Here is a 23,006-nt window from a genome sequence, read left to right as displayed (position 1 = left end):
CTTTTTTGACAGGTCGATGAATTTGACGTGTCGACAGAGGCTGTCTTACAAGACCGGCCGGCCTAAACTGAGCAATTGAAGCATTTTTGCCTTTCAGGGAGTTCGCACGTGAAAATCACCCGCATTTCAATCTACCAGGTCGACCTGCCCATGAAGGAAGGCTCGTACAGCTGGTCGACCCAGTCGTTTTCAGCGTTTGACAGCACTGTCATTGCCATTGAAACCGATGAAGGCATTACCGGCTATGGCGAAACCTGTCCGCTTGGCCCGTCCTATCTGGCGGCGTATGCAGAAGGTGCGCGCGCCGGCATCGCCAAAATCGCGCCCGACCTGATCGGTGAAGACCCGACAGAACTTGATTGCATCAATGACTGCCTGGACCTGCTGTTGAAAGGCCATCCTTATGTCAAATCGGCTATCGACATGGCGTGCTGGGATATTCTGGGCAAGTCGGTCGGCAAGCCGGTCTATTCGCTGCTCGGGGGTAAACGCCAGGATCAGGTCAAGCTGTTCAAGGTGATTTCCCGAACCGATCCGGATGTCATGGCGGCACGTGTCGGTGAATATCGCGAGCTGGGGTTCAGCCAGTTTCAGATGAAAGTGGGCGAAGACCCGACGACCGACATCGAGCGTTTCAAAAAGGTTGCCGCGGCCATGCAGCCCGGCGAAGTGATGGATGCCGATGCCAATACCGGCTGGCGCCAGCACGATGCCATCCGGGTTGTCGATGCGGTTCGCTCTCTGGCCAGCGAACACGACATTCGCCTGTACATAGAGCAACCCTGCCTGACCTATGAAGAATGCCTTGTGGTGCGCCAGCACACGGACCTGCCGATGATCCTTGATGAATGCATGGAAAGCCTCGGCGTCCTGCTCAGGGGCTACAATGACCGCGCCATGGACCTGATCAACCTGAAGATCAACCGCATGGGCGGGCTGACCCGCGCCCGCCAGGTGCGTGACCTGTGCATTTCGCTGGGCATCGTGATGACCATCGAGGACAGCTGGGGCGGGGAGATTGCCACGTCGGCCATTGCCCATCTCGCCCAGTCAACGCCTGCAGGTTTCCACTTCCAGTCATCGGCATTCCATGACTATCACACGGTGGCCATCGCCACCGGCGGACCCGTTGTTACCGGCGGTTTCATGCACGCGCCTGACGCACCTGGTTTGGGTGTGGAGCCGGTCATGGATGTTCTGGGCGAGCCGCTGTTCGTTACATGAGTAGTGTATCGATACCATAACCTGCATTGACATTAATTGAACCCGGGAGTTTTTGAAGTTTGGCAACTCGTATGTGAGAAGATTTATGGCTCAGTGTGATCTGGAACGCATTTATCAGGATGTATTGAAGGACTTCGTTCAGAAGTCGTTGGTTCAGAAGAAGAGTGTTTTCCTCTCAGCATCGGCGTTGCCGTCTGCCCCGGAGACACTCGCAACTGACCAATTGATCTGCCTCAAAGGTCAGGCAGTCGGTCCTGGTGTTCCGCAGGACATAGTCCAGTTGTTCGCAAAACCAATGACATTTCAGTTGATGGGACTTTGGATACTTTCCGCAATCTTTCATGAACATCCTCACAGGACCACGCTGGAACTTCGCCATGAGGGCAGCGAAATTGTGAGGATAACAACTGACTACAAATATGACGGAAACTACTGGCGTCAGGACATGCTGGGATATTCGGCAACTCCTGCATCGTTCGACTATCGCCCGCAACGATTGGAACGCTATCCATGGACGAAAGAGAAGGTTCCAGATACGGAGCTGCCAATTCTTCTCCTAACCAATCAACAAGAAATGGTATTCACTCTCGAAGAGGCCGCCAACAGGGATACCATAATTGGATTTGGTTGTGACCGGGCTGCCGTCCGTTTCGCCAAGCTTTGCTTAGACTTGGGTCATGAGGAAAATACGGAGACTGAGGTGACGTTGGAAATTGGCCGGGGTGTTGATCATCGCAGTTCCAATGTTCAACTGATTACCCCCCAGACGCAACGGTGGGGGCGCATCGGATCTGACTATCCGAATTTCGGAACTTAGAAAACCTGGCCACGATGCCGAAAGACGTGCGTTTTGAACGGAGCAGATCCGGATTTCAGATGCACTATACTCCTGCCCTGGAGACATGCGTTGAAGCAACACCGGTCATATGAACCCGTGTTGCTCCAATTTGTTCAAATAAAACAGGAATCCGCCCTAGCTTTGGACGCCGGCGACGTACCAGTCCATCTTGAGCATTTCCTCGTCGGTTGCCGTGGCACCGGTTGCGTATTTCTCCATGCCCTTCTGATCGTTGATCGGGCCGGTGAACGGATGCAGCGTACCGGCAATGATGCCTTTGCGCACCGCTTCTGCCGCATCCACGACATCTGCCGGGATCACCTTGTTGTACTCGGAAAGCGCAACCTCGCCTTCCTTGAAACCGCCCCAGAATGACGCCGACGCCCAGGTGCCGTCCATAACGTCCTTGGCACGCTTGATGTAGTACGGCCCCCAGTTGTCGAGGATCGAGGTCAGGTGCGCCTTCGGTGCGAACTTCGACATGTCCGACGCCTGTCCGAACGCATAGATGCCACGCTGTTCCGCAGCCTGTAGCGCTGCCGGTGAATCGGTATGCTGGGTGATGATGTCACAACCCTGGTCCATCAGGGCCTTGGCGGCATCGGATTCCTTCGGCGGGTCATACCAGCTTGATACCCACAGTACCTTGGTCTTGAAGTCCGGGTTCACCTTCTGGGCAGCCAGTGTGAAGGCGTTGATGCCCATGACCACTTCGGGGATCGGGAACGAGGCAATGTAGCCGGCGATGCCGGTCTTCGACATATGGCCTGCAATGGTGCCGATGACCGCACGGCCTTCATAGAAGCGTGCATTGTAGATCGACATGTTGGCGGACTGCTTGAAGCCGGTGGCGTGTTCGAATTTCACGTCCGGGAACTGCTTGGCGACCTTCAGGGTCGGATCCATGTAACCGAACGACGTGGTGAAGATCAGCTTGTTGCCGTCCTGTGCGAGCTGGCGGATGACGCGCTCGGCATCCGGGCCTTCCTTGACGCTTTCAACGAACGAGGTCTTCACCTTGTCGCCGAGTTCCTTCTCGATCATCAGGCGGCCCTGATCATGCGCATAGGTCCAACCATGGTCACCGACCGGGCCGACATAGACGAAGCCGATTTTCAGCGGCTCGTCGGCAAAAGCGGCAGCATCAAGCATTGCCAGCGCGGCAGCCGAAGCGCCGGTCAGTTTCACAAAATCACGTCTGTTGAATTTACTCATTGGATCCTCCCGGAAAACGTCCCTGTACCTGCGACAGGATATGACGCGCACGTTAGCACGCAAGTTGAATGTGGCAACTGTCCACGCCGGATTTCAGGCGTTTTTGCGCGAATATGCCTGTCTATTAGGCAAGTTTTGTGCGCAAGGCCACCAGATCCGCAAAATAAGGTAACCGCTGGCGGGCTGCTGCCACGCGGCAGGCCTCCAGGCTCGCCGTGATCAGTTGTGGACGGTCGCCTGCGCGCGCTATGTCGCGGCCGTCAGGTCCGACAACGCAGCTGGCGCCTGCATAGGTGATGTCCCCTTCGCTGCCGGCATGATTGGCATACAGCGCATAACAGCCGTTTTCGAAGGCACGGGCCGGCACGACCCTGTGGGCAACCTGGTCCCACTGGGCGCCGAGTGCTGTCGGGATGATGACGATTTCGGCTCCGGCCATGCAGGCAGCACGTACGACTTCGGGAAATTCCACGTCATAGCAGATCACCAGCGCACAGTTCATTCCGCCAAGCCGGAAACTGGTGAGCTGGTCGCCTGGTCCAAAGAAGCTCTGCTCAAACCCCGGCGGAATGGCGAGCTTGCGATGATTGGAAATTGTGTCACCGGATTTCGACACGACCAGCGCCGAATTGAAAATCAGCTCACCGTCACGTTCGGGATACCCGTAGCAGATGGCGGTGTTGGTCTGGCGGGCAAGGTCTGCGACACTTCGCGCGAACTCCCCGTCTGCAGGTTCGGCAAGCCGGTGCAGGTCGGTGCCGACATTGTAGCCGGACATGAAAAGTTCGGGACATACGACCAGATCCAGCCGCTGATCCGTGATTGCCGCGTCCAGGGCGCCCAGCCGGTCTGCCGGTCGCAGGTTTGCACCGTTACTTTGGAAAATACCGGCCTTGAGCATGCTCACCGGTTCACCACCAGCAATTGCCGTGGATATTCGGTCAGGTATTCGCAACCGGTCTCGGTGACCACGATTGAATCGCCGATGCGTCCGCCGAGCTCGCCGTCGACGCTGATGCCACCGTCGACGGCAAAGGTCATGCCGGCTTTGAGCACCGTCTTGTCGCCGTGTTTCAGCTCCGGGCTTTCAAGATAGGCCATGCCGATGGACCGTCCTGTGCGGTATCCGGTGGCATAACCGCGTTCGTCGTAGACCTCGTTGGCGGCTTCCGCGATGGACTCAGCCGTGACACCGGGCCGGATGGCGGCAATGGCAGCCTGTTGGGCATCAATGGCGGCCTGCTGAATTTTCGCAGCTTCGTCCGACACCTCCAGAATGTGGAACATGCGGTCGAAGCCCAGCTTGTACTGCTTGAACTGCGCCATGTTGCAGAAACAGAAATACACCGGATCACCGCGTTCCAGCAGCTTCACGCTTGCCCGGCGATGAACCATGGACGTATCACGGCCCGATTGCATGACCTGCAGGTTATGGATCATCGGCGAGACAAATTGTTCCCAGCCCTTTGCCGTCAGGAAACCGGCCGCCTTGCGGGTGCCGGCATTGATCACCGCAAGTGCGGCTTCATATTCAGGGGCGTTTTCGGCCAGTGCGCCTTCGGCTGCGCCCATCATGGCCCCGGCAATCTGGCCGGCCTGTTTCATGATTTCGATTTCGAGCGGCGACTTGATCATGCGCATGGCGCCGATCAGGCCGGTAATATCGCGCAGCTCCACGCCGGTCAGCTGGTCATCGATCCAGTTGCGCACGATGATCGGCAGGCCGTCGCGCTCGATGCCAATGATTTTGTGCGAACTGCCCAGTGTGCGGGCCAGCACGTTTTCCCAGCGGTTGTCGCCTGCGTCTTCCCAGGTACGCACGTCGTCGACCCAGGTCATCGCACCCACCATTTCGCTTTCCATCAGGGGTGTGATGACGATCGGGGCATCATCGGCCCTGACGATCAGGAAGGTCGGGCGGCCGAATTCAACCGACAGATAACCCCAGAAACCGGCGAAATAGGCAATGGTGCTTTCATCTGTGATCAGTGCGACCTCAAGGCCTGCATCCTTCATGCGGGCCTGGAGTTGTGCGGTACGGGCGCGGGCTTCTTTGAGCATGTAAATTGTCCTGGATGGGTTGCCGGTAACTGCAACCTTAGGTTTGCCAAAGACAAAGTCTTTGCTGAAAACGACATTCCCGGCATAGGCTTGGCGATCGTCCGCACTTTTTCCTTGCTGGGGTCTCCCGTGGTGCTCACACCTGTCCAATCGGCAGCTTATGATGTTGTTTTTGATAATGGCCGCCACGACCGCGCCAAAATCGGTTATGTGTTGCTTGCCACGGAGCAAACCATTCAGGACGATGTGATGGCCCTGCGTCCGGATGGTGTCGGTATTCATATCGCGCGCGCTGCGATTCCCGACAGCATCACCAGCCAAACACTGGCCGCCCAGGCTGATCTTCTGGCACAAGCATCTGCCACATTGCTGCCTGACGGTACCCTGGATGTGGTGTGTTACGGTTGCACGTCGGGATCACTGGTCATTGGCGAACCGAAGGTGATGGTTGAATTGAACAAGGGCCAGCCGCAGGCCAGGGCAACCTCGCTGATCACCGGCGTCATGCGTGCGCTGCGCCAGGTCGGCGCCGAAAAAATCGTCGTTGGCACCCCGTATCTCGACGAGGTCAACCAGCGTGAGGCGGATTACATGGCCGCAGCCGGTTTCGACATTCTGGCGATTGAGGGACTGAATCTGGAAAAGGACAGCGACATGGTTCGTGTCGCGCCGTCCTTCATCCGCGACTTTGCCATATCACTGGACCGGCCGGATGCTGATGCAGTTTTCATTTCCTGCGGTGCCCTCAGAACCCTGGACGTCATCGGGGAAATCGAGGCGGCCATCGGCAAACCGGCCATCTGTTCCAACCAGGCCATGATCTGGGACACATTGCGTCTGGCCCGCATCGATGATCGGTTCGAAGGTTACGGGCAGTTGCTGGCCAGGCACTGAAATCAGGTCCTGCTGGTCAGAAGCCTGATACCGGCAAAGGCAAAGAAGGCACCCAGGGTTGCCTGGACATAGCGCCGGGCTTTCGAATAAATCATGACCATGATCGGTGTTGAAAACGCCACCGCGTAAAGCGTGTGAATGATGATCGACAGCACGAAGGTACCACCGACGATAACCAGTCCGACCCACATCGGCGCATCCTGCTTCAGGCCGAGCGAGATGATGGCGATCCAGGCCAGCGCCGCCTTGGGGTTGGTCATCTGGATTATGAAGCCGCGTGTCATATAGCCCATCGGTGTGCGCTCGCCGCCTGCAAGCTGCTTTGCCTCGATGTCATGGGCTGACGCGGCAGACTTGAACGACTTGTAGGCCAGCCACAGCAGATAAAGCCCGCCGAATATCTTGATCACAAACAGGGCGGACGAATAAGCGGCAAGCAGTGCCGACAGGCCGGCAACCGTCAGTACGGCCCAGGCGAACGAGCCGCCGGCAACACCGAAGGCCAGCGCGATGCCGGATTTGCGGCCCACGCTCATGGAAGTGCCGATCACCGCCAGGATGTTGGGGCCTGGACTGGAAATGGCCAGCAGAAACGCCGAATAGGCAAGAATGATGCCGGGCAGATAGACAGACAGGTTTTCCATAATGCGGTCCTCTCGAATTTTATGTTCGCTGAATGTTCCATTTAACCGAAGCGCAGTCAAGCGCCATGACCGGCTGTGCTGCGGGTGAGGTGACAGGCGAAGATTGCGGGTTGCGGTTGTCCGGAATTTGCCCTTCTATCCTGTTCTGTTCGTTTCGCACCTGAGGTCTTGCCCCCATGACAATTGAACATCTGATCGCTTTCAATATTGCCTTGTTCGCAGCCATTGCCAGTCCGGGACCGGCGCTGCTTGTGGCCATTCAGACAACGCTGAAATCGGGTCGGGCGTCCGGCATTGCCATCGGATGCGGTCTCGGCCTGATGGCGGCAGCCTGGACCATGATGGCATTGCTTGGCCTGGAGGCGGTCTTCCAGCTGGTGCCGTGGGCCTATGCGGCGGCTCGCATCGTCGGTGCCGCCTATCTCCTCTATATCGCGTGGGGCATGTGGCAGGGCGCGCGCGACAAGCTCGAACCGGCCATGAAGCCGGCCCGCCACGCCTTCCGGCAGGGCATATTGATTAATGTGACAAACCCGAAATCAGTGCTGTTTGCAGCGGCAGTGCTCATCGTCATTTTCCCCGCCGAAATAACCTTGTTCGAGAACGCAGTTGTCGTGCTCAACCACCTTGTCATCGAACTGTTGTTTTATACAGCGCTGGCTGTCGGGATGAGCACGGAAGCCGTCAGCAGGATGTATCTCAGGGCCAAGGTGTATATCGACCGCGTCGCTGCAGTGGTGCTTGGCGCACTGGGTGTCCGCCTGTTGATTGGCCGCTGAACCGGGTAGAGGTTTTCCAATTTGATTGAGGATATGAAAAGTGATTGACCAGACTACATTGATTACCTATGTCGCCATCGTCATCGGGTTTGTATTTATTCCCGGTCCTGCGACAGTGCTCACCGTGGCCCGCGCCACGACGTCCGGCACCCGCGTCGGGCTGGCCACCGGCCTTGGCATCGCGGTCGGTGACGTCATTCACACCGCCCTGGCCGTGCTTGGCATCTCGGCCATCATCCTGGCATCGGCTTTCCTGTTTTCCCTGATCAAATATCTCGGTGCGGCCTATCTGGTTTACCTGGGAATCCGTGCGATATTCGAGAAGGCCCCGGCCAACACCGCCGGCAGTCAGTCGATCCGGCTGACACCGGGTGAGGCGTTCCGGCAGGGTATTCTGGCCGAAGTCCTGAACCCGAAAACGGCCATGTTCTTCCTGGCGTTCCTGCCGCAGTTCGTGAAGCCGGAAAACGGATCCGTATTCCTGCAGTTGACCACGCTCGGCATCATCCTGATGGCGCTGGGGCTAACCAGCACGGTCATTTTCGCCCTGTGCGCCGGCAGCGTCGGCGGCTTCCTGAAGCGCAACCCGACCGTGGTGAAATGGCAGGGCAGGGTCGTCGGATCAATCTATTGCGCTCTGGGTGTCCGCCTTGCTTTTCAGGAGCGCTGATCGCTCACCACCCGGTTGGCCGGGCGCACGGCGACGAGCAATCCTGCTGCGGTTATCAAGACCATGCCGCAGATCGTGTAGACATCCGGTGTTTCGGCAAAGAAAATAAAACCCCAGACGGCGGCTGAAACCAGGTAGGCGTAGTCGAAAGTGCCGATAACGGATGGCGGCGCGATCTGGTAGGCGTGCGCCACACCGACAAAGTAGGCCGCTGACAGCACGCCGATGAGCGCCATCAGTCCCCATTCGCGCGCACCCATCGCCGTCCATCCGTTGAACAGGAACGGGAAGGTGGGTGTCGTGCCGGCGTCCAGGCCGATCAACGCGAGTATGCCGACGGCTATCACGCCGGTGACGAGGAACGAGCAGTGCAGGGCCAGCCCCAGCACTAGCGGCTGTTCGTCCTGGCATTTGCTACGGGTCAGGACCATGGCCAGCGAATAGCAGGCAGCCGCGATCAGGGGCAGGACGGTGAACCACGAGAAGGCATCAGTGCCGGGTTTGAGAATGGCGATCACGCCGAGGAAACCCAGCAGTACGCCCGCCCACTGCCGCGGGCTGACCCGTTCACCGATTACAACCGCCGACAGCAGGGCGGTAATGATGGGGTTGGTATAGACGGCAACCGCTGCCACCGACAGACTGAGAACTGGCAGCGAGGCATAGAAGAACAGCCAGGTCAGCACCAGCAGCGCGCTTCGGATCAATGCCCATTTCAGCGACGCAAGCCGGAAGCCGACGCCCATGGCTGGCAGGATTGCGATCAGACAGGGAATGGCAAACACGGAGCGGGCAACGAACACCTGCCAGACCGTCAGGTCCGCGCTGACCAGTTTCACCACCGCGTCGGCAAACGCCATGGTCAGGACCGAAGCCAGGATAATGCCGATAGCCAGGGCCGTCTGGTCGGGCTTTGCCGGCCTCATTTCCTGCATGGCGTGCTGGCCTCCTGGCATTCAACGTCACTGTTTGTATAGCAATGGATCGATACCGGCGCCGTTGTGTTTGCGACCGTTTCTGGCCACAACAACGTAGCCGGACCCGCGCAGTCCGAACGCTGGATAACCCCCGGCAAGCACCGGATGAACCGGTTGCAGAGCGACTGTTTCCCTATACCTGCAGGCGCTTTAGGCGGGCATCAAAACAGGTTAGTTTCGCCCGCCAAATCAACCAATCGGAAGGCTGTCACAATTTTGAAAACACCCCTGTTTGCGTCATTGTCCCTAATTGTCCTGTTGGCCCAGCCTGTTCATGCAAAAACCGTTTGTACTGTGGTCGCCGACGCAGCAAGCGGGCAGGCGATCAGCAAGGCCGGCGATTGCGATACGCGCGCCACGCCGGCTTCCACATTCAAGCTTGCGCTTGCCCTTATCGGATTCGACGCCGGTATCATCAAGGCCGCGAATGCCCCGAAACTCCCGTTCAAGGAGGGATATGTCGCCTGGGGCGGCGACAACTGGCGGCAGGACACGACGCCAAAGCGATGGATGAAATATTCCGTCGTCTGGTACTCGCAGCATATGACCAGGAAACTCGGCGCCGCCGCCATCACGGGGTACCTGGAAAAGTTCGATTACGGCAATGCCGATTTCTCCGGTGACAAGGGCCGGAACAACGCCCTTGAGCGCGCCTGGATCGGGTCATCGCTCAAGATTTCACCCATGGAGCAGGTTCGCTTCCTGTCCCGGATGCTGAACCGCAAACTGCCGGTAAAGACCGATACCTTCCAGCAGACTTCGAGCATCGTGGAAGCTGTCGCGCTGGACGGCGGCTGGCTGGTACGCGGTAAAACCGGCCTCGCCTATCCCCGGCGGGCTGATGGAAGTTTCGACCGGGCACGAGGCACGGGCTGGTTCGTCGGGTGGGCAACGAAAGGTGACAGGCAAGTGGTATTTGCGCGGCTGATCAAGGACGAAAAACGCCACTCGACAGGTGCATCTCGAAGAGCGCGGGCCAGCCTGCTCGAAGACTTGCCGGATCTGGTTGGAAACTAGTGCGGCACCCGGCGCAGCACAGACCCGTGGATTTGAGGTGTTTCTCCTCGGCACTGTGTTATGGACAATAGTGCAAATACCGTTTTGTCGATTCTGGATACGCTGGCCGGAGCGGGTTTTGCGACCTGTCTTTTTGGTGGCTGGGCAGAGGAAGTTCTGAAGCTTACGCGCCCGCGCAAGCATTCAGACATAGACTTGTTGCTCGTGGCACCGTCATGGGAAATGCTGGTGCACCACAATCCGCTGTCAGGTCTGGGCTTCACGGAAATTCCGGCTAAGCGGTTTCCGCACAAGCGTGCCTATATCTGTCTGGACCTGATGGTTGAACTGTTTCTGGTTAAACCAAATGGAGACAGGCTGAAGACATTGTTCTGGGGCGATCTACCCTATGTCTGGTCGTCACCTCTTTGCTGCGAGGGCACTCTCGCGGGCACGGCAATCCAGTGCACATCCATCGAAAACATGGTTCGATTTCGGGCGGAGCATTATTCCCTTCAACCCTGGCGATGGGAGACTTTTCCCCAGGACACCCATTAACCGGGGAGGCACTGCACGTCGCGCGAGCTGTCAATCCTGCAGCGCTCACGAACCCAGACGCGCCGTGAGCCAGTCAGCGAAATTAGCACCGGGCGGGGACAATTTTGAAAAATCGCGCGCCACCAGCCAGTAGGTGCCGAATTGCAACGGAACGTCGAACAGTTGCACCAGGCGGCCGTTTGCCACTTCCCGGGCAACCAGGCGCTTGTCCAGAATTCCGATGCCCTGGCCGTCCAGCATGGCCTGCATGACCAGCCCGCCATCGGCGAACAGGGGCCCGTGCTGGATCGGATCATGTGCAACCTGTGCTGCGGCAAACCATTCCTGCCATAAGATGCGGTCTTCCTCATGCAGCAAGGTGTACTGACGCAGATCGGCGGGATGTTTGGGAACGCCGGTTCTGGCCAGAAGGTCGGGCGAAGCGACCGGTGTCAGGTTGATATCGTAAAGCCGCTTCGCTTGGGTGCGCGGCCATTTCGATCTTTCGCAACTGAACCGGATGGCCAGTTCCGCGTCGCCGGAGCGGAATTCGATCAGGCGGCCATCCGCGTCCACATTCACGTCTATGGCCGGGTATTCAGTGCGGAAGTCGGCCAGGTTCTGCACCAGCCACATGGCGGCAAAGCCGGGCTCGACACTGACCGTCAGCACGGCAGTTTCCCGGGTTTCCGACAGCAGCTTGATGCAGTCTTCCATCCGGTCGAAGCCGTCGGTCAGGACACCAAGCAGTGTCGATCCCGCCGGTGTCAGCCTTATGCGCCGGTGCTGCCGCTCAAACAGCTTCTGCCCGAGGATAGTTTCCAGTTCGCGCACCTGGCGGCTGACGGCGGCTTGCGAGACATACAGTTCCGCTGCCGCCTTGGTGATGTTCTCCAGCCGGCCGGCCGCTTCAAAGCTGCGCAGGGCGGTCAGGGGCAGTCGTCCCCGTTTCATTCACATAACCTCAAGTTAATCAAAAGCGATGATTAACTCGTTTGAACGCCGGCAGCAAGCAGCGCTTCATGGGCCACAAAGGAATAGGGCCCGTGAGAGACTTGCTGCAGATACTCCAGGACGTTGTGCGGCTGCTGAGCTTCCAGTTCCGCGAGCCTGATTGCCCGGGGCAGCGTCGTGATCAACGGGCCGGCACACGCAACCGCCGCAGCAGAAGATGACGGCCGGCAGGGTTAGCCCTCATAGGTCTCCGGCGCGACCTGCAGGCCGTAGCGCTGGATGAACTTGCGCTTGACCTGGCGCACCAGGTTGGGCTCGTTGTCCGGCTTGAACCCGTCTGCTTCCAGCACCGCCCGGGTGAAATCAATGGCTGTGACAGGTGATTTCTTGGCGATCAGTTCCGCCCCGGTCAATTCGTTGCGGTAGTGCCATTTCGCGCACAGCTCATCCAGAAGCAGGTCGAGATCTTCCTCCAGCGTCGCGGCTCTTTGCTGTTTTACCGGCATTGCTTCTGTATCCTAGCCCACTCTGGCCAGCACCAGGTGGCCCGGCTGCGGTGTGCCTTCTTCATGGCGCACCGTAATATCGCTTGCATGCAGCAGGGTAAAGCCCGCCACGTTCAGGGCCGTCTCGATATAGGTAAGTTTGTGGACGAAACGCTGGTGCGGGCCGACCATGAAATCGTGCGTTCCCATGACCTCGTCCGGCAGCACTTCGGTTGAAAACCCGAACACCGCATTGGCGGTGCTGATGCGCTTAACGCCGGCAAACAGCGCTGCCACGCCGCCCAGGTAGGGCAGCACGTCGGTGGCCGCAACCAGGTCCCACGGCTCGTCGTCCACCTCTTCCACGAAGCTGACCGCATCGCCCACGTAAAGCTCGTCATAGAGCTCATGCTCGGCGGCAAGGTCGATCATGTTGGCGGACAGATCGATGCCGGTGCGATTGGACGACATGTCGGCCAGTGCAACGCCCGCCAGCCCGGTGCCGCAGCCAAGGTCGAGCAGGCGGGCATAGGGGCCGGGTGCATGATCCAGCAGCGCCTGGCGCATCAGCAGTGGCACATGATAGCCGAGCTGGTCGACCAGAATGTCGTCGAACACGGCGGCATGCTGGTCGAACAGCATTTCCACATAGGCTTCCGGCGCGCGCTCAGGCGTATCGCCGAGCCCCATGGCGGCCAGCCGCACTGCCGCACCGCCATGATCGTCCGGATCGAGAGCCAGCACGCGGGCATAGGCTTTCGCAGCCGCGGCATGGTCACCGGCCTTTTCCAGCGCCAGGGCTTCGTTGTAGGCTTCCGCCAGTTCGTCGTCGGGAGTGATCATTTGCGCTATAGTATCGTTGAGCCCATATAGAGATGACTTCGATTTATCCGGAAAGCACCAACCACATTGAGCGATGCTGATCAACAACAAGCTCCTGTCCGGGTTCGCCTGACCGAGGACGGCGAACTGGCTCGTGCCTATGCGCTGACCCTGACCGCCATGGACATGCGCGCCCTGCTGGCGTCGGAAGAGGGCGGTTATGCGGTCTACGTGGCACCGGAAGACGAGCTGCGCGCCACCTGGGAACTGGACCAGTATGACAGCGAGAACGCCACAGGCGCCGCTGCCGGCAAAAAACCCTTCGTCAAGCCGGCCATTGTAGTCTCGTTCTCTACGACAGCACTGGCCTATGCGGCTGTGCTGCTGTTCTTCTTCGGTGCTGCACGTCGCGGCACATTTTCAACCGACTGGGCCGGCGAAGGCGCCATGGTGGCTCATCACGTCACTTCCGACCTTGAGCTGTGGCGCACGGTCACTGCGCTGACCCTGCATCTTGACCTCGGCCACATTGCCAGCAACCTGGCCTTCGGCATTATTTTCGTGTGGTTGCTGGCCAAGGAAACCGGCCCCGGCATCGCCTGGGCCTCGACCGTGCTGGCCGGTGCTGCCGGCAACTGGCTCAACGCCTTGTGGCAGGCACCCACCCACACATCCATCGGCGCATCAACGGCGGTATTCGCCGCTGTCGGCCTGCTCGCGGCGCTGCGCCACAGGTGGCGGCCGCCGGAGTTTTCACTGCGCTACTGGGCGCCGCTGGGCGGCGGCATCATGCTGATGGCATTCCTGGGGTTCGGCGACGGCAACACCGACATCGGCGCCCACATATGCGGGTTCGCCGCCGGTCTGGCCGGTGGCTACTGGATGTCGCGCAAGGACAAGGCCTGGTTCGGCGACGAACAGCGCCAGGTAGACGGGCTGAAACTCACCGCGTACACAATCGCCGGTGCGTGGGCGCTGGCGTTGATGTTTTAGGGTTGGGTTATTGGTTGTCTGGCTGGGTGGTTTATTTCGCTCGTGAGTTCATATCGCTCACGCAAGCAGCCTAGCGGCTGCGCTCCGCGGGGGCGCGCTTCGCGCGGCGGCCAGTCGGCCTTGCCTCAGCACGTTCCGTGCTTCGGTCGGAGTTCATCACTGGGGTTGTTCAGGGTCGGAGAACGGCCTGAGCGAAGCGAAGAAAGCTGTTCGACCACTAATAACTAACTAGGCCCGACGGGCCTCGGGCCGGTCAGGCCCGCCCTAGCGGAGCGCAGCCGCAAAGCGGCTGCTTGCGTGAGCGAAATAAACCAACCCAACCCACTCTCCAACCCCGTCACACCGCAACCCCCATCTCCTGCCGCAGCGCCTCGCTCATGAACTCCATGAACGTATGTATCCGCGCGGCGTTGGCCAGGTCTGCGTGGGTGACGATCCACAGGCCGTTGCTGAACTTTTCATAGGCTACGTCGACCCGTTCGATCCCGTCCAGTTCATCGCCCAGATAGGTCGGCAGCATGGCCGCGCCGAGTCCGCGCTGCGCCGCACAACCAAGCGCCAAAAGGCTGTCCGTTCGCATGACGATTTTGGCCTTGGGCACCGTTCGGCGCAGCCAGCGTCCCGGCGTCGTGTTGGCCAGCGTGTCGCCGGGGGACAGCCAGTCGAGACCGGTCAGCGTTGGCGCTGGCCTGTCGCGCAGGTAGGCGGGTGCGGCATAGACGGCAAACTGGATATCGCCGACATGATGGCCGACCAGCGGCTCGGGCTTTGACTGGGCCGGGCGGATCGCCACATCGGCATCGCGCCGGGTCAGCGACAGGATGGAATTGGTCACCGACACGTCCAATAGAATGTCCGGATACTTCTGGTGAAACAGCGCTAAAGGCCTGCCGACAATGGTGTGCAACAGCGTGTCCGTCGTGGTCAGCCTTATGGTGCCTTCCAGCTTCAGGTCCTTGCCGGTGATCTTGCGCTCCAGCCCCCACACCGCCTGTTCGACCGCCTTGGCTGCCTCCAGCAGCTGCTGGCCCTCGATGGTCAGCTTGTACCCGTCCGGCTTGCGGTCAAACACCGTGACCTGCTGCAGGGCCTCGAACGAGGTGATGCGCCGCTGCACGGTGGAATGGTTGACGCCGAGCGCACGCGCCGCCGCCGCCAGCGATCCATGATTGGCCACGGCGAGAATGTATTGCAGGTCGCTCCAGTCCAGCCTGTGCATGTGCGCACACCTTCATTGCGAAATTCGGGAATTAGTGATCGTTGGCGCATAGCCTATTCTGAAACTCACGGTGTTGGGAAGTGGCAGTCTAGTAAGGAGCAGACAACATGAAGCGTATGATCGTAGCAGCGATGGTTGCAGCAGGTATTGTAGCGGGCACAGGCGTTGCCGTGTCGGGCGAGGCCGAAGACAAGGCCATCAAGGCGCGCCAGGCGGTGATGCAGCTGTATTCGTTCAACCTCGGCAAGCTCGGCGCCATGGTGAAGGGCGAAATGGAGTATGACGCAGCACAGGCCAAGTTGGCCGCCGACAATCTGGTGAAAGCCGCCAGTATCGGCCAGGACGCCATGTGGCCGAAGGGTACGGCCATTGAAGATGCCGGCATGGAAGGCAAGACCTGGGCCAAGAAGGCAGCGTGGGACACCTATCCCGAGGTTGCCAACAAGCACAAGGCACTGCAGGCAGCAGCCGCCAAGATGGCCGATGCCGCAGGCGGTGGCGTCGATGCCATCAAGGCCGCCATCGGCGGTGTCGGCAAGTCATGCAAAGGCTGTCACGAAGACTTCCGCGCGCCGAAGAAGTAGGAAGTTTCAAGTTTTTGACGAGTGTGATCCCCGGGCTGGTGGCCCGGGGATTTTTTGTTGGGTGTTGAGTGTGGGTGGTTGGTTTATGTCGCTCTAGTTTATATCGCTCACGCAAGCAGCCTAAAGGCTGCGCTCCGCTAGGGCGCACTTCGTGCCTCGGAGGCAGGCCGTTACACCGGTTGTTCAGGGCCGGAGAACGGCCCGAGCGGAGCGAGGAAAAGCTGTTCGACCAGAATAATGAGTTTCAGCGCGCACCTGCCTGCATGATGAATTCCAACTAGGCCCGACGGGCCTCGGGCCGGTCAGGCCCGCCCCCGCGGAGCGCAACCCAAGGCTGCTTGCGTGAGCGAAATAAACCAAAAACCAAACCCACACACCCAACGCCAATCTGGAATTCCCCACCCGATCCCGTCTAACATTCCCAACATGAACCTCGACCACTACCTCAACCGCATCCGCTTCACCGGTGACCCGCGCCCGGACAGGTCAACCCTAACCGCCCTCATGCAGGCGCAATTGCAGACCGTGCCGTTCGAAAACCTCGACCAGCAACTCGGCATCCCGGTACCGACGGATGTCGAAAGCGCCTACACCAAGGTGGTGGACAACCACCGCGGCGGCTGGTGTTTCGAGCTCAACGCCCTGTTCCGCTGGGCCCTGACGGAAGTAGGCTTCGAAGTCCAGACATTGGCCGGCCATGTCGGCGACAACGGCGAAAGCCGCACAGCGCCCGCCGATCACATGTTCCTGCGCGTGGATTGCGAAGAGCCGCTGCTGGTAGACACAGGTTTCGGCGGCAGCATGATCGAACCCATCTCGCTGTTCCAGGCAACCTCCCACCAGCCGCCCTACACCCTGTCGGTGACGGATGAAGACAACGGCTGGTTCCGGTTTTCAGAACAGCTTCCAGGCGGAGAGCCGACGTCGTTTGACTACAAACTGATCTCGGTAGATGACATCCATTTCGACGAAATCAGCAAATCCCTGCAGACTGACGAGACCTCATCATTCCGCCGCATGCTAAAGGCCCAACGCCGCTACTCCGACCGTCACATAATTCTGCGCGGCTGCATCAAAAGAACAATTGGGCCTCAGGGCATGAATGAACAAGTGCTCACCTCAAGCAAGGCGTTGCTTGATTGCCTGCAGGATGATTTCAACCTCGACGTACCCGAAATCGCTTCCATCTGGTCAAAGATCAACAATCGTCACGCAGAGCTTTTTGGCTAACAGCAAGTGAGTCGTTAGTTTTCACCCCACCAACCGATACCGCCCCTCCGGAATATCATACCGCGCTTCAACAGCTGCCGCTGCCACCACAGTCAACTGATTGTTCGCCTCGTCCGGCACATTCAGCCCGCCCTTGACCGCTGTAACCGTCACCGTGCCGTAAGGCAACTGCTTGGCCACCGCGCCCGTGTCCACCTGGTCCGGCTTCTGCACGCCGATGGTGACGTTGACGACCATCTTTGTCGGGTCCAGGTCCAGTGACTTGTACAGGGACAGGGAGGAATGGTGCAGGCAGTCCTGCACGGCGCGGATGGCGGCTTTGGTGTAGTCTTCGCCGTACAGGTCGTTGCCAGTGCCCATTTCCAGGATGAGACGTTTTTCAGCCATGGCTAATACCAAACGAAGGGATTACTGACCCATTTGATGGAGTCAAATCCGTTCACTCTGGCAGGCGCGGCGCGCAGCGCGATGCCGGTGTATCGGGCAAGCGCCGCAACGCACCAGATGGACGGATTTGGCCCACCAAAGGCCGATTTTTCGCGTCCGCCGGACGTCGTTATGCTCCACTTGTGGTCAGTCAGACCAAGGTGTGAAGCATGCCTAGCCAGCAAACGCGAAAAATCGGTCAAATGGATCAGTAATCTCTTCATTTGGTATAAGCTCCTTCTGCGATGTCGAAATAGACGACCGCTGCCGCATTGGCCATCACCGTGGTGTCGCCCTTGTCCTTTTCGATGTCGAGGCCGCCGTGTTCAACAATGACCTTGGCCGAGCCGTAGGGTAGCACGGCCGCGACTTGCGCCTTGTCCACCTTGTCGGGCTGCGCCACGCCGATCAGCACTTCCACCTGCATGGCGTCGCGCGGAAAGCCGAAGGCGTCGGCCATGGAAAGCGAGTTGTGCCACAGCGCGTCCTTCAGGGCGCGCACCGCCGCCTTGGTATAGTCCATGCCGTGCAGGTCGGTGCCCATGCCGAATTCCATCGCAACGCGTTTGAGAGTCATGAGGATCTAGATCCTTTCTTTTTGAAAATTAGTTCCGCGCCGCCAGCACGCACTCGCGGATAATGCGGCCGATCAGGTGGCAGTCGTCCAGCGAGAAGGTCAGCGGCAGGCGCATGTCGATCAGGGTGGACAGTACCTCATCCGTCTTCGGCAGCGACTGGTTGCCCGCATAGGTCCAGCTGTCATGGCGCGAGGTGAACGCCACCGGCTCATCGGCGCCGAACCATTTCAGCTCGACCCCGCGCGCCAGTGTCGTCTTCAAGAGCTTGTCGATCTGGTCGGGCGTGAACGTCGGCACATTGAACTGGAATGAGCTGGCGACAAACTGTTCCTTGTCGGGCCGGTGCGGCAGGCGCACATAGGGCACGTAGGACAACTCGCTGGCCATGGCGTCATACTGCTCGTTCCAGCGCCGGCAGTTTTCGTCCAGCAGTTTCAGTTGCGGGCGCAGGATCGCGGCCCGCAGATTGTCCAGGCGCCCGGAACAGTTGGGCGTCTCAAGCCGGATTTTCAGGAACACCTCTTCCGGCGGCGAGGCGAGATGGCGGCCATACAGCATGTACGAGCCCGACAATATGGTGGCCCGCGCCATCAGCTCCGCGTCCTCGGAGACGAGAAAGCCACCTTCGCCGGAGTTCATGTGCTTGTAGGTCTGGGTGGAATAACAAGCGGCAATGCCGTGCAGCCCGGATTTCACCCCGGCCCACTCAGCCCCCATGGTATGGGCACAGTCCTCGATGACGGCGACACCAGCTTCGTTGCAGGTCGCCATCAGCGCGTCCATGTCGGCGATATGCCCGCGCATGTGCGACAGCATCAAAACCCGTGCCTTGCTGGTCTTTATCTTCTTGCGCAAATCGTCCAGGTCGATGACCAGGTCCTCGGTGACCTCGACCAGCACCGGATGCCCGCCGGCGCCCGCTATGGAGCCCGGCACCGGTGCCAGGGTAAAACCGTTGGTCAATACCGCTTCGCCCGGTTGCAGGCCAAAGGCACGCAGCGCTGTGGTCAGGGCATAGCCGCCGGAGGTGACGGCCAGGCAGTAGTCGACGCCCATGTAGGCGGCATATTCCTGTTCCAGCAGCGCGGTTTCCGACGTCTCGCCCGGCCCGGTATTATAGCGGTGCAGGCGGCCGGACCGCATGATCTCGACAGCGCGCTCGATTGCGTCGTCGGGGATCGGTTCCTGCTGGGTGAAGGTGCCGGTGAAAGTGTCTGTCATGACGCCAGCATAGCTTCAATCAAACGCCTGCGCACTAGCCCAGTGACAGGAAGCTTTGGTGCCAATGCTGTTCAGGCAATCAAGACCCCTGAGTGCCGCTGCGCCGTTAATGTCTTGTTGTCGGGAAACGGCGACAATGGCCGCAGGCCATGGCTTTGTGGCCACGGTTTCATAAATCAGGTGATCAGGAAGGAGCGGACATGGGCTGGGGAAAGTTGCTTTCCGTGTTCTACTTCTTCGTGGAGTTCCTGAACTGGTGCGGGATGGACAAAGCGATGTCCAGGCGGGCGCAATGGATACTTGGCGCTATCTGTATCGCGCTGTTTGTGATTGCGGCATATGCGGATTACGCCGCTGGGAAGTGACTTTTCCTGCCGCTTTACTCGCCGTCGATGACAGCGCGGATCTCGTCTGCGGAAAATCCGGCCTCCTTCAGCACTTCTTCGGTGTGCTGGCCCAGCAGCGGGGCAGGGCGCTTGACGCCGGCAGGCGTCCCGTGGAATTTCACCGGCGCGCCGATGGTTTTGACCGTGCCGGCCACCGGATGCTCGACCTCCGGTACCATGTCGCGGGCAATGGTCTGCGGGTCGGCATGCATCTCGTCGATGGACAGCACCGGACCTGCCGGGACGCCTGCCGCCTCCAGTGCTTCGAGCCAGTGCTGCGTGGTTTCCGGCTTGAAATAGGGCGCCAGCGCATCGGCCAGCTCGCCGCGGTTCTCCATGCGGGTGCGGTTGGTCGCAAAGCTCGGGTTTTCAGCCAGCTGTTCCGCATCGATCACCTTCAGCATGCGCTCCCAGTTGGTCTGGTTGGCCGCGCCCAGGTTGAGCCAGCCGTCAGCAGTCCTGAACGCTTCATAAGGCGCGTTCAGCGGATGCGCCGATCCCATGGGCCCAGGCGCGGTGCCGGTGGCAAAACAGATCGCCGACTGCCAGTAGGTATGGGTGATGCCGGCCTCGAACAGCGATGTATCAACCCGCTGTCCTTCACCGGTTTTCAGCTTGTGGGCGTAGGCTGCCGCACAGCCCATGGCACCCAGGATACCGGCGGTGATGTCGGATACCGGGGCGCCGACCTTGATCGGCGGGCGGCCCGGCGCCTCGCCGGTGATCGACATCAGGCCCGACATGCCTTGCGCGATGAGGTCAAAGCCGCCGCGCTCGCGATATGGCCCGGTGCGGCCAAAGCCGGAGATTTCGCAATAGATCAGGCCGGGATTTATTCTTTTCAGCTCGTCATAGCCGAGCCCGAGCCTTTCCATGGTGTCATGGCGGTAATTCTCGATCAGGCAGTCGGCCCCTTCAATCAGCCGGATCAGCGCGGCTTTTCCGGCTTCCGATTTGAGATCGAGTTTTATGCCGCGCTTGTTGCGGTTCATCATCATGAAGGCGGCGGATTCGCCTTCAATGTCCGGCGGCAGGAACCGCCTTGTATCATCGCCGTTGGGCCGTTCCACCTTGATCACGTCGGCGCCCATGTCGGCCAGCATCAGGCCGGTGACGGGCCCGGCCATGATGTGGGCCATCTCAATGACTTTCATGCCCTTTAAGGGCCCCGTGTTCGGAACGCTGCTCACTTGCCCTTCCAGTCCGGTTTGCGCTTGGCCAGGAAGGCCTCCATGCCTTCGCGGAAATCCTCGCTCATATAGCATTCGACGATCAGGTCATGATCATCGCCGTCATGTCCGACGCGCAGGCGTCTGAGCGCTTCCTTGGTGGCGCGCATGGTCAGCGGTGCGTGGCCTTTCAGGGTTTCCGCCAGTTCATGGGCGCGCGCTAACACCGCAGCCTTGTCGTCATGCAGTTCCGACACCAGCCCGAGGGCGAGCGCTTCTTCCGCCTCGATCAGGCGCGAGGTGAAGATGATTTCCTTGACCCGGTGGGCGCCCAGCATGGACGACAGCCGCGCCAGGTTGTTGTTGGACAGGCAGTTGCCGAGCGTGCGGGCAATCGGAAAGCCGAAGCGCATGTCGCGCGCACCGATGCGCAGATCGCAGCACGCGGCTATGGCCGCCCCGCCGCCGGTACAAGCCCCTGAAATGGCGGCGATTGTCGGCACCGGCACCGCTTCAAGTGCCGCCAGCACCTTGTCGATGCGCGCTTCATAGTCGAGCGCATCCTGCGGCTTGGAGAAGTCGCGGAAGGCTGAAATGTCGGTGCCGGCTGCAAACGCCTTGTCGCCCGATCCGGTGATGATGACGGCGCGCAGGTTCTCATTACCGGCAGCGCGTTCGCAGATATCGCGGATGGCCTCGTACATGGCAAAGGTCAGCGAATTGCGCGCCTTCGGACGGTTCAGCGTGATCACGCCGACGCCGTTGTCTTCGCTCCACAGCAGGTCTTGCGGTTCAGTCATCGATTCACGCCTTCAAAGCCTCAGGACCGGTAGAAGTATTCCACCAGGAACATGGGTATGGCCGGAATATAGGTGCACATCAACAGCACCGTCATCAAAACCGCGATGAACCAGATATTGACCCGCGTCACATCCCAGATATTGGCCTTGGCGATGGAACACGCGGTGATCAGCACCGAGGCCACCGGCGGTGTCTGCTGGCCGATCGCCAGGTTCAGCGTGACCACCAGACCGAAATGCACCGGATCGATGCCGGCCTGCACGATCAAAGGCACCACGATCGGCACCACCAGGATGATGGCGGCGGCCGAGTGCAGGAAGAAGCCGATGATCAGGAAGAAGATGTTGAGGATGAGCAGGATGACGTACTGGTTGTCGGTGATCGACAGAAGCTGCGAGGCCAGTTCCTGCGGCACCTGGGCCCGGGTCAGGAAGCCGCCGACCAGCACCGAGGCCGCCACCAGCACCATTACGACGGCGGTCTGCATGCCACCGTCCAGCATCGCCTTGTAAAGTTCCTTCAGGTTGGTCTCGCGGTACCACAGGCCGATGCCGATGGACACCAGCACGGCCAGGCCCGCTGCCTCCGTCGCGGTAACGAAGCCGCCGAAAATACCGCCCAGAATGATGATCGGCAGCAGGAAGGTCGGCAGCGCTTCAACGAAGGTCTCCCGCAGACGCTTCAGGTTGAACGCCTTTTCCACCGGAAAATTGTATTTGCGGGCGAAGATATAGGCCACCATCATCAGCCCGAAGCCGCCGAGGAAGCCGGGCACGAAACCGGCCACGAACAATTGCTCCACGGAAGTATTGGCCGACGAAGCATACAGGATCATCGGGATCGACGGCGGAATGATCACCGCCAGCGAGGCCGACGACGAGGTGACGGCGGCGGCAAACGGCGCTGGATAGCCGCGTTTCTTCATCTCCGGGATCATGATCGAGCCCATGGCGGCAACGTCTGCCACGGCGGAGCCGGAAATTTCCGCAAAGAACAGCGACACGCCGATATTGACCATGGCCAGGCCGCCGCGCACGAAGCCGATCAGCGCGGTGATGAAATTGATCAGCCGGGTGGTGATGCCGGCCGCGTTCATGATGGCGCCGGCCAATACGAACATCGGAATGGCGATCAGCGAAAATTTCGTCGACCCGTCATACATGTCGAGCGCCACGGTTACGAGCGAACCCGGGCCTTCGGTCATCAGCAGGCCGACGACACCGGCAACGGCAAGCGCTACGGCGATCGGTACGTTGATGCAGATCAGCGCAACGAGAACGAGGAAGATGATCAGGACAACCAT

At 59.7% G+C, this 23,006-nt stretch carries 27 protein-coding genes; 11 read left to right on the top strand and 16 right to left on the bottom strand.

Features of this window, described 5'->3' with window-relative positions; translation table 11 throughout:
• Positions 1 to 108 precede the first annotated feature (108 nt).
• A complete protein-coding gene (locus DHN55_RS00410) occupies positions 109 to 1,224 on the top strand; it encodes a cis-3-hydroxy-L-proline dehydratase (RefSeq protein WP_108879452.1) in 1,116 nt (371 codons plus the stop codon).
• 85 nt (positions 1,225 to 1,309) lie between these two features.
• Complete coding sequence (locus tag DHN55_RS00405; RefSeq protein WP_108879451.1) at positions 1,310 to 2,041, top strand: hypothetical protein; 732 nt, start codon at positions 1,310 to 1,312, stop codon at positions 2,039 to 2,041.
• A gap of 156 nt (positions 2,042 to 2,197) precedes the next feature.
• Here DHN55_RS00405 and DHN55_RS00400 read toward each other — a convergent pair whose 3' ends face one another.
• From DHN55_RS00400 to DHN55_RS00390, 3 genes are all read right to left on the bottom strand, one after another.
• Positions 2,198 to 3,250 carry a BMP family ABC transporter substrate-binding protein gene (locus DHN55_RS00400; protein ID WP_443111119.1) on the bottom strand — a complete coding sequence of 351 codons (1,053 nt, stop codon included), beginning with the start codon at positions 3,248 to 3,250 and terminating at the stop codon, positions 2,198 to 2,200.
• A gap of 151 nt (positions 3,251 to 3,401) precedes the next feature.
• Complete coding sequence (locus DHN55_RS00395) at positions 3,402 to 4,178, bottom strand: nitrilase-related carbon-nitrogen hydrolase (RefSeq protein ID WP_108879449.1); 777 nt, start codon at positions 4,176 to 4,178, stop codon at positions 3,402 to 3,404.
• Between the two features lie 2 nt (positions 4,179 to 4,180).
• The gene (locus tag DHN55_RS00390; RefSeq protein WP_108879448.1) at positions 4,181 to 5,338 is read right to left on the bottom strand and encodes a M24 family metallopeptidase; all 1,158 of its coding nucleotides are present in this window, start codon (positions 5,336 to 5,338) and stop codon (positions 4,181 to 4,183) included.
• A 132-nt stretch (positions 5,339 to 5,470) separates the two neighbouring features.
• Between DHN55_RS00390 and DHN55_RS00385 the strand changes: the two genes are divergently transcribed.
• Positions 5,471 to 6,232, top strand: a complete 762-nt coding sequence (locus DHN55_RS00385; protein ID WP_108881617.1) for an arylmalonate decarboxylase — start codon at positions 5,471 to 5,473, stop codon at positions 6,230 to 6,232.
• Between the two features lie 2 nt (positions 6,233 to 6,234).
• Here DHN55_RS00385 and DHN55_RS00380 read toward each other — a convergent pair whose 3' ends face one another.
• Positions 6,235 to 6,876 carry a LysE family transporter gene (locus DHN55_RS00380; RefSeq protein WP_108879447.1) on the bottom strand — a complete coding sequence of 214 codons (642 nt, stop codon included), beginning with the start codon at positions 6,874 to 6,876 and terminating at the stop codon, positions 6,235 to 6,237.
• A 176-nt stretch (positions 6,877 to 7,052) separates the two neighbouring features.
• Here DHN55_RS00380 and DHN55_RS00375 point away from each other — a divergent pair, with 176 nt between their 5' ends.
• On the top strand, positions 7,053 to 7,655 hold the full coding sequence (locus DHN55_RS00375) for a LysE family transporter (protein ID WP_108879446.1): 603 nt from the start codon (positions 7,053 to 7,055) through the stop codon (positions 7,653 to 7,655).
• 40 nt (positions 7,656 to 7,695) lie between these two features.
• Positions 7,696 to 8,325, top strand: a complete 630-nt coding sequence (locus tag DHN55_RS00370; protein ID WP_108879445.1) for a LysE family transporter — start codon at positions 7,696 to 7,698, stop codon at positions 8,323 to 8,325.
• On the opposite strand, the gene DHN55_RS00365 is transcribed toward DHN55_RS00370, so the two are convergent.
• Positions 8,313 to 9,260: a DMT family transporter gene (locus DHN55_RS00365; RefSeq protein ID WP_337659749.1), complete on the bottom strand. Its 948-nt coding sequence runs from the start codon at positions 9,258 to 9,260 to the stop codon at positions 8,313 to 8,315. The two genes, DHN55_RS00370 and DHN55_RS00365, sit on opposite strands and share 13 nt — an antisense overlap.
• A 258-nt stretch (positions 9,261 to 9,518) precedes the next feature.
• Between DHN55_RS00365 and blaOXA the strand changes: the two genes are divergently transcribed.
• Positions 9,519 to 10,319, top strand: a complete 801-nt coding sequence (gene blaOXA / locus DHN55_RS00360; protein ID WP_337659748.1) for a class D beta-lactamase — start codon at positions 9,519 to 9,521, stop codon at positions 10,317 to 10,319.
• 60 nt (positions 10,320 to 10,379) lie between these two features.
• Complete coding sequence (locus DHN55_RS00355; RefSeq protein ID WP_108879443.1) at positions 10,380 to 10,856, top strand: nucleotidyltransferase domain-containing protein; 477 nt, start codon at positions 10,380 to 10,382, stop codon at positions 10,854 to 10,856.
• 45 nt (positions 10,857 to 10,901) lie between these two features.
• Here DHN55_RS00355 and DHN55_RS00350 read toward each other — a convergent pair whose 3' ends face one another.
• From DHN55_RS00350 to DHN55_RS00340, 3 genes are all read right to left on the bottom strand, one after another.
• Positions 10,902 to 11,789 carry a LysR substrate-binding domain-containing protein gene (locus DHN55_RS00350; protein WP_108879442.1) on the bottom strand — a complete coding sequence of 296 codons (888 nt, stop codon included), beginning with the start codon at positions 11,787 to 11,789 and terminating at the stop codon, positions 10,902 to 10,904.
• Positions 11,790 to 12,022: 233 nt separating this feature from the next.
• Positions 12,023 to 12,295: a hypothetical protein gene (locus tag DHN55_RS00345; RefSeq protein ID WP_108879441.1), complete on the bottom strand. Its 273-nt coding sequence runs from the start codon at positions 12,293 to 12,295 to the stop codon at positions 12,023 to 12,025.
• Between the two features lie 12 nt (positions 12,296 to 12,307).
• On the bottom strand, positions 12,308 to 13,117 hold the full coding sequence (locus tag DHN55_RS00340) for a methyltransferase (protein ID WP_108879440.1): 810 nt from the start codon (positions 13,115 to 13,117) through the stop codon (positions 12,308 to 12,310).
• A gap of 66 nt (positions 13,118 to 13,183) precedes the next feature.
• Between DHN55_RS00340 and DHN55_RS00335 the strand changes: the two genes are divergently transcribed.
• Positions 13,184 to 14,089, top strand: coding sequence for a rhomboid family intramembrane serine protease (locus DHN55_RS00335; RefSeq protein ID WP_108879439.1), 906 nt, complete (start codon positions 13,184 to 13,186; stop codon positions 14,087 to 14,089).
• Positions 14,090 to 14,426: 337 nt separating this feature from the next.
• Here DHN55_RS00335 and DHN55_RS00330 read toward each other — a convergent pair whose 3' ends face one another.
• Positions 14,427 to 15,308: a LysR substrate-binding domain-containing protein gene (locus tag DHN55_RS00330; protein ID WP_108879438.1), complete on the bottom strand. Its 882-nt coding sequence runs from the start codon at positions 15,306 to 15,308 to the stop codon at positions 14,427 to 14,429.
• A 107-nt stretch (positions 15,309 to 15,415) separates the two neighbouring features.
• On the opposite strand from DHN55_RS00330, the gene DHN55_RS00325 reads away from it, so the two are divergent.
• Both DHN55_RS00325 and DHN55_RS00320 read left to right on the top strand, forming a co-directional pair.
• Positions 15,416 to 15,892: a cytochrome c gene (locus DHN55_RS00325; RefSeq protein WP_108879437.1), complete on the top strand. Its 477-nt coding sequence runs from the start codon at positions 15,416 to 15,418 to the stop codon at positions 15,890 to 15,892.
• Positions 15,893 to 16,318: 426 nt separating this feature from the next.
• Complete coding sequence (locus DHN55_RS00320) at positions 16,319 to 17,122, top strand: arylamine N-acetyltransferase (RefSeq protein ID WP_108879436.1); 804 nt, start codon at positions 16,319 to 16,321, stop codon at positions 17,120 to 17,122.
• Positions 17,123 to 17,143: 21 nt separating this feature from the next.
• Here DHN55_RS00320 and DHN55_RS00315 read toward each other — a convergent pair whose 3' ends face one another.
• The 4 genes from DHN55_RS00315 to DHN55_RS00300 are packed head-to-tail and all read right to left on the bottom strand — an operon-like array spanning position 17,144 to position 19,347.
• Complete coding sequence (locus DHN55_RS00315) at positions 17,144 to 17,509, bottom strand: Lin0512 family protein (protein WP_108879435.1); 366 nt, start codon at positions 17,507 to 17,509, stop codon at positions 17,144 to 17,146.
• 2 nt (positions 17,510 to 17,511) lie between these two features.
• Positions 17,512 to 17,772: a hypothetical protein gene (locus DHN55_RS00310; protein WP_337659747.1), complete on the bottom strand. Its 261-nt coding sequence runs from the start codon at positions 17,770 to 17,772 to the stop codon at positions 17,512 to 17,514.
• Positions 17,769 to 18,125 (bottom strand): Lin0512 family protein, encoded by a 357-nt coding sequence (locus DHN55_RS00305; protein ID WP_108879433.1) that lies wholly within the window; start codon positions 18,123 to 18,125, stop codon positions 17,769 to 17,771. The genes DHN55_RS00310 and DHN55_RS00305 overlap by 4 nt, the downstream gene beginning before the upstream one ends.
• A 28-nt stretch (positions 18,126 to 18,153) precedes the next feature.
• Complete coding sequence (locus DHN55_RS00300; RefSeq protein ID WP_108879432.1) at positions 18,154 to 19,347, bottom strand: aminotransferase class I/II-fold pyridoxal phosphate-dependent enzyme; 1,194 nt, start codon at positions 19,345 to 19,347, stop codon at positions 18,154 to 18,156.
• 200 nt (positions 19,348 to 19,547) lie between these two features.
• Between DHN55_RS00300 and DHN55_RS22140 the strand changes: the two genes are divergently transcribed.
• Entirely contained in the window at positions 19,548 to 19,712 is a 165-nt protein-coding gene (locus DHN55_RS22140) for a hypothetical protein (RefSeq protein ID WP_337659746.1), read from the top strand.
• A 14-nt stretch (positions 19,713 to 19,726) separates the two neighbouring features.
• On the opposite strand, the gene DHN55_RS00295 is transcribed toward DHN55_RS22140, so the two are convergent.
• From DHN55_RS00295 to DHN55_RS00285, 3 genes are read right to left on the bottom strand one after another with little or no spacing between them, the layout of a single operon-like run.
• Positions 19,727 to 20,887, bottom strand: coding sequence for a CaiB/BaiF CoA transferase family protein (locus DHN55_RS00295; protein WP_337659745.1), 1,161 nt, complete (start codon positions 20,885 to 20,887; stop codon positions 19,727 to 19,729).
• Positions 20,888 to 20,919: 32 nt separating this feature from the next.
• Positions 20,920 to 21,702 carry an enoyl-CoA hydratase gene (locus DHN55_RS00290; protein ID WP_108879430.1) on the bottom strand — a complete coding sequence of 261 codons (783 nt, stop codon included), beginning with the start codon at positions 21,700 to 21,702 and terminating at the stop codon, positions 20,920 to 20,922.
• Between the two features lie 20 nt (positions 21,703 to 21,722).
• On the bottom strand, positions 21,723 to 23,006 hold the full coding sequence (locus DHN55_RS00285) for a TRAP transporter large permease subunit (RefSeq protein WP_108879429.1): 1,284 nt from the start codon (positions 23,004 to 23,006) through the stop codon (positions 21,723 to 21,725).

The sequence above is a fragment of the Anderseniella sp. Alg231-50 genome (genome assembly GCF_900149695.1).
Lineage (GTDB): Bacteria > Pseudomonadota > Alphaproteobacteria > Rhizobiales > Aestuariivirgaceae > Anderseniella.
Note: the sequence above shows the minus strand (reverse complement) of the source record. Positions and strands in the feature narration are given on the sequence as shown.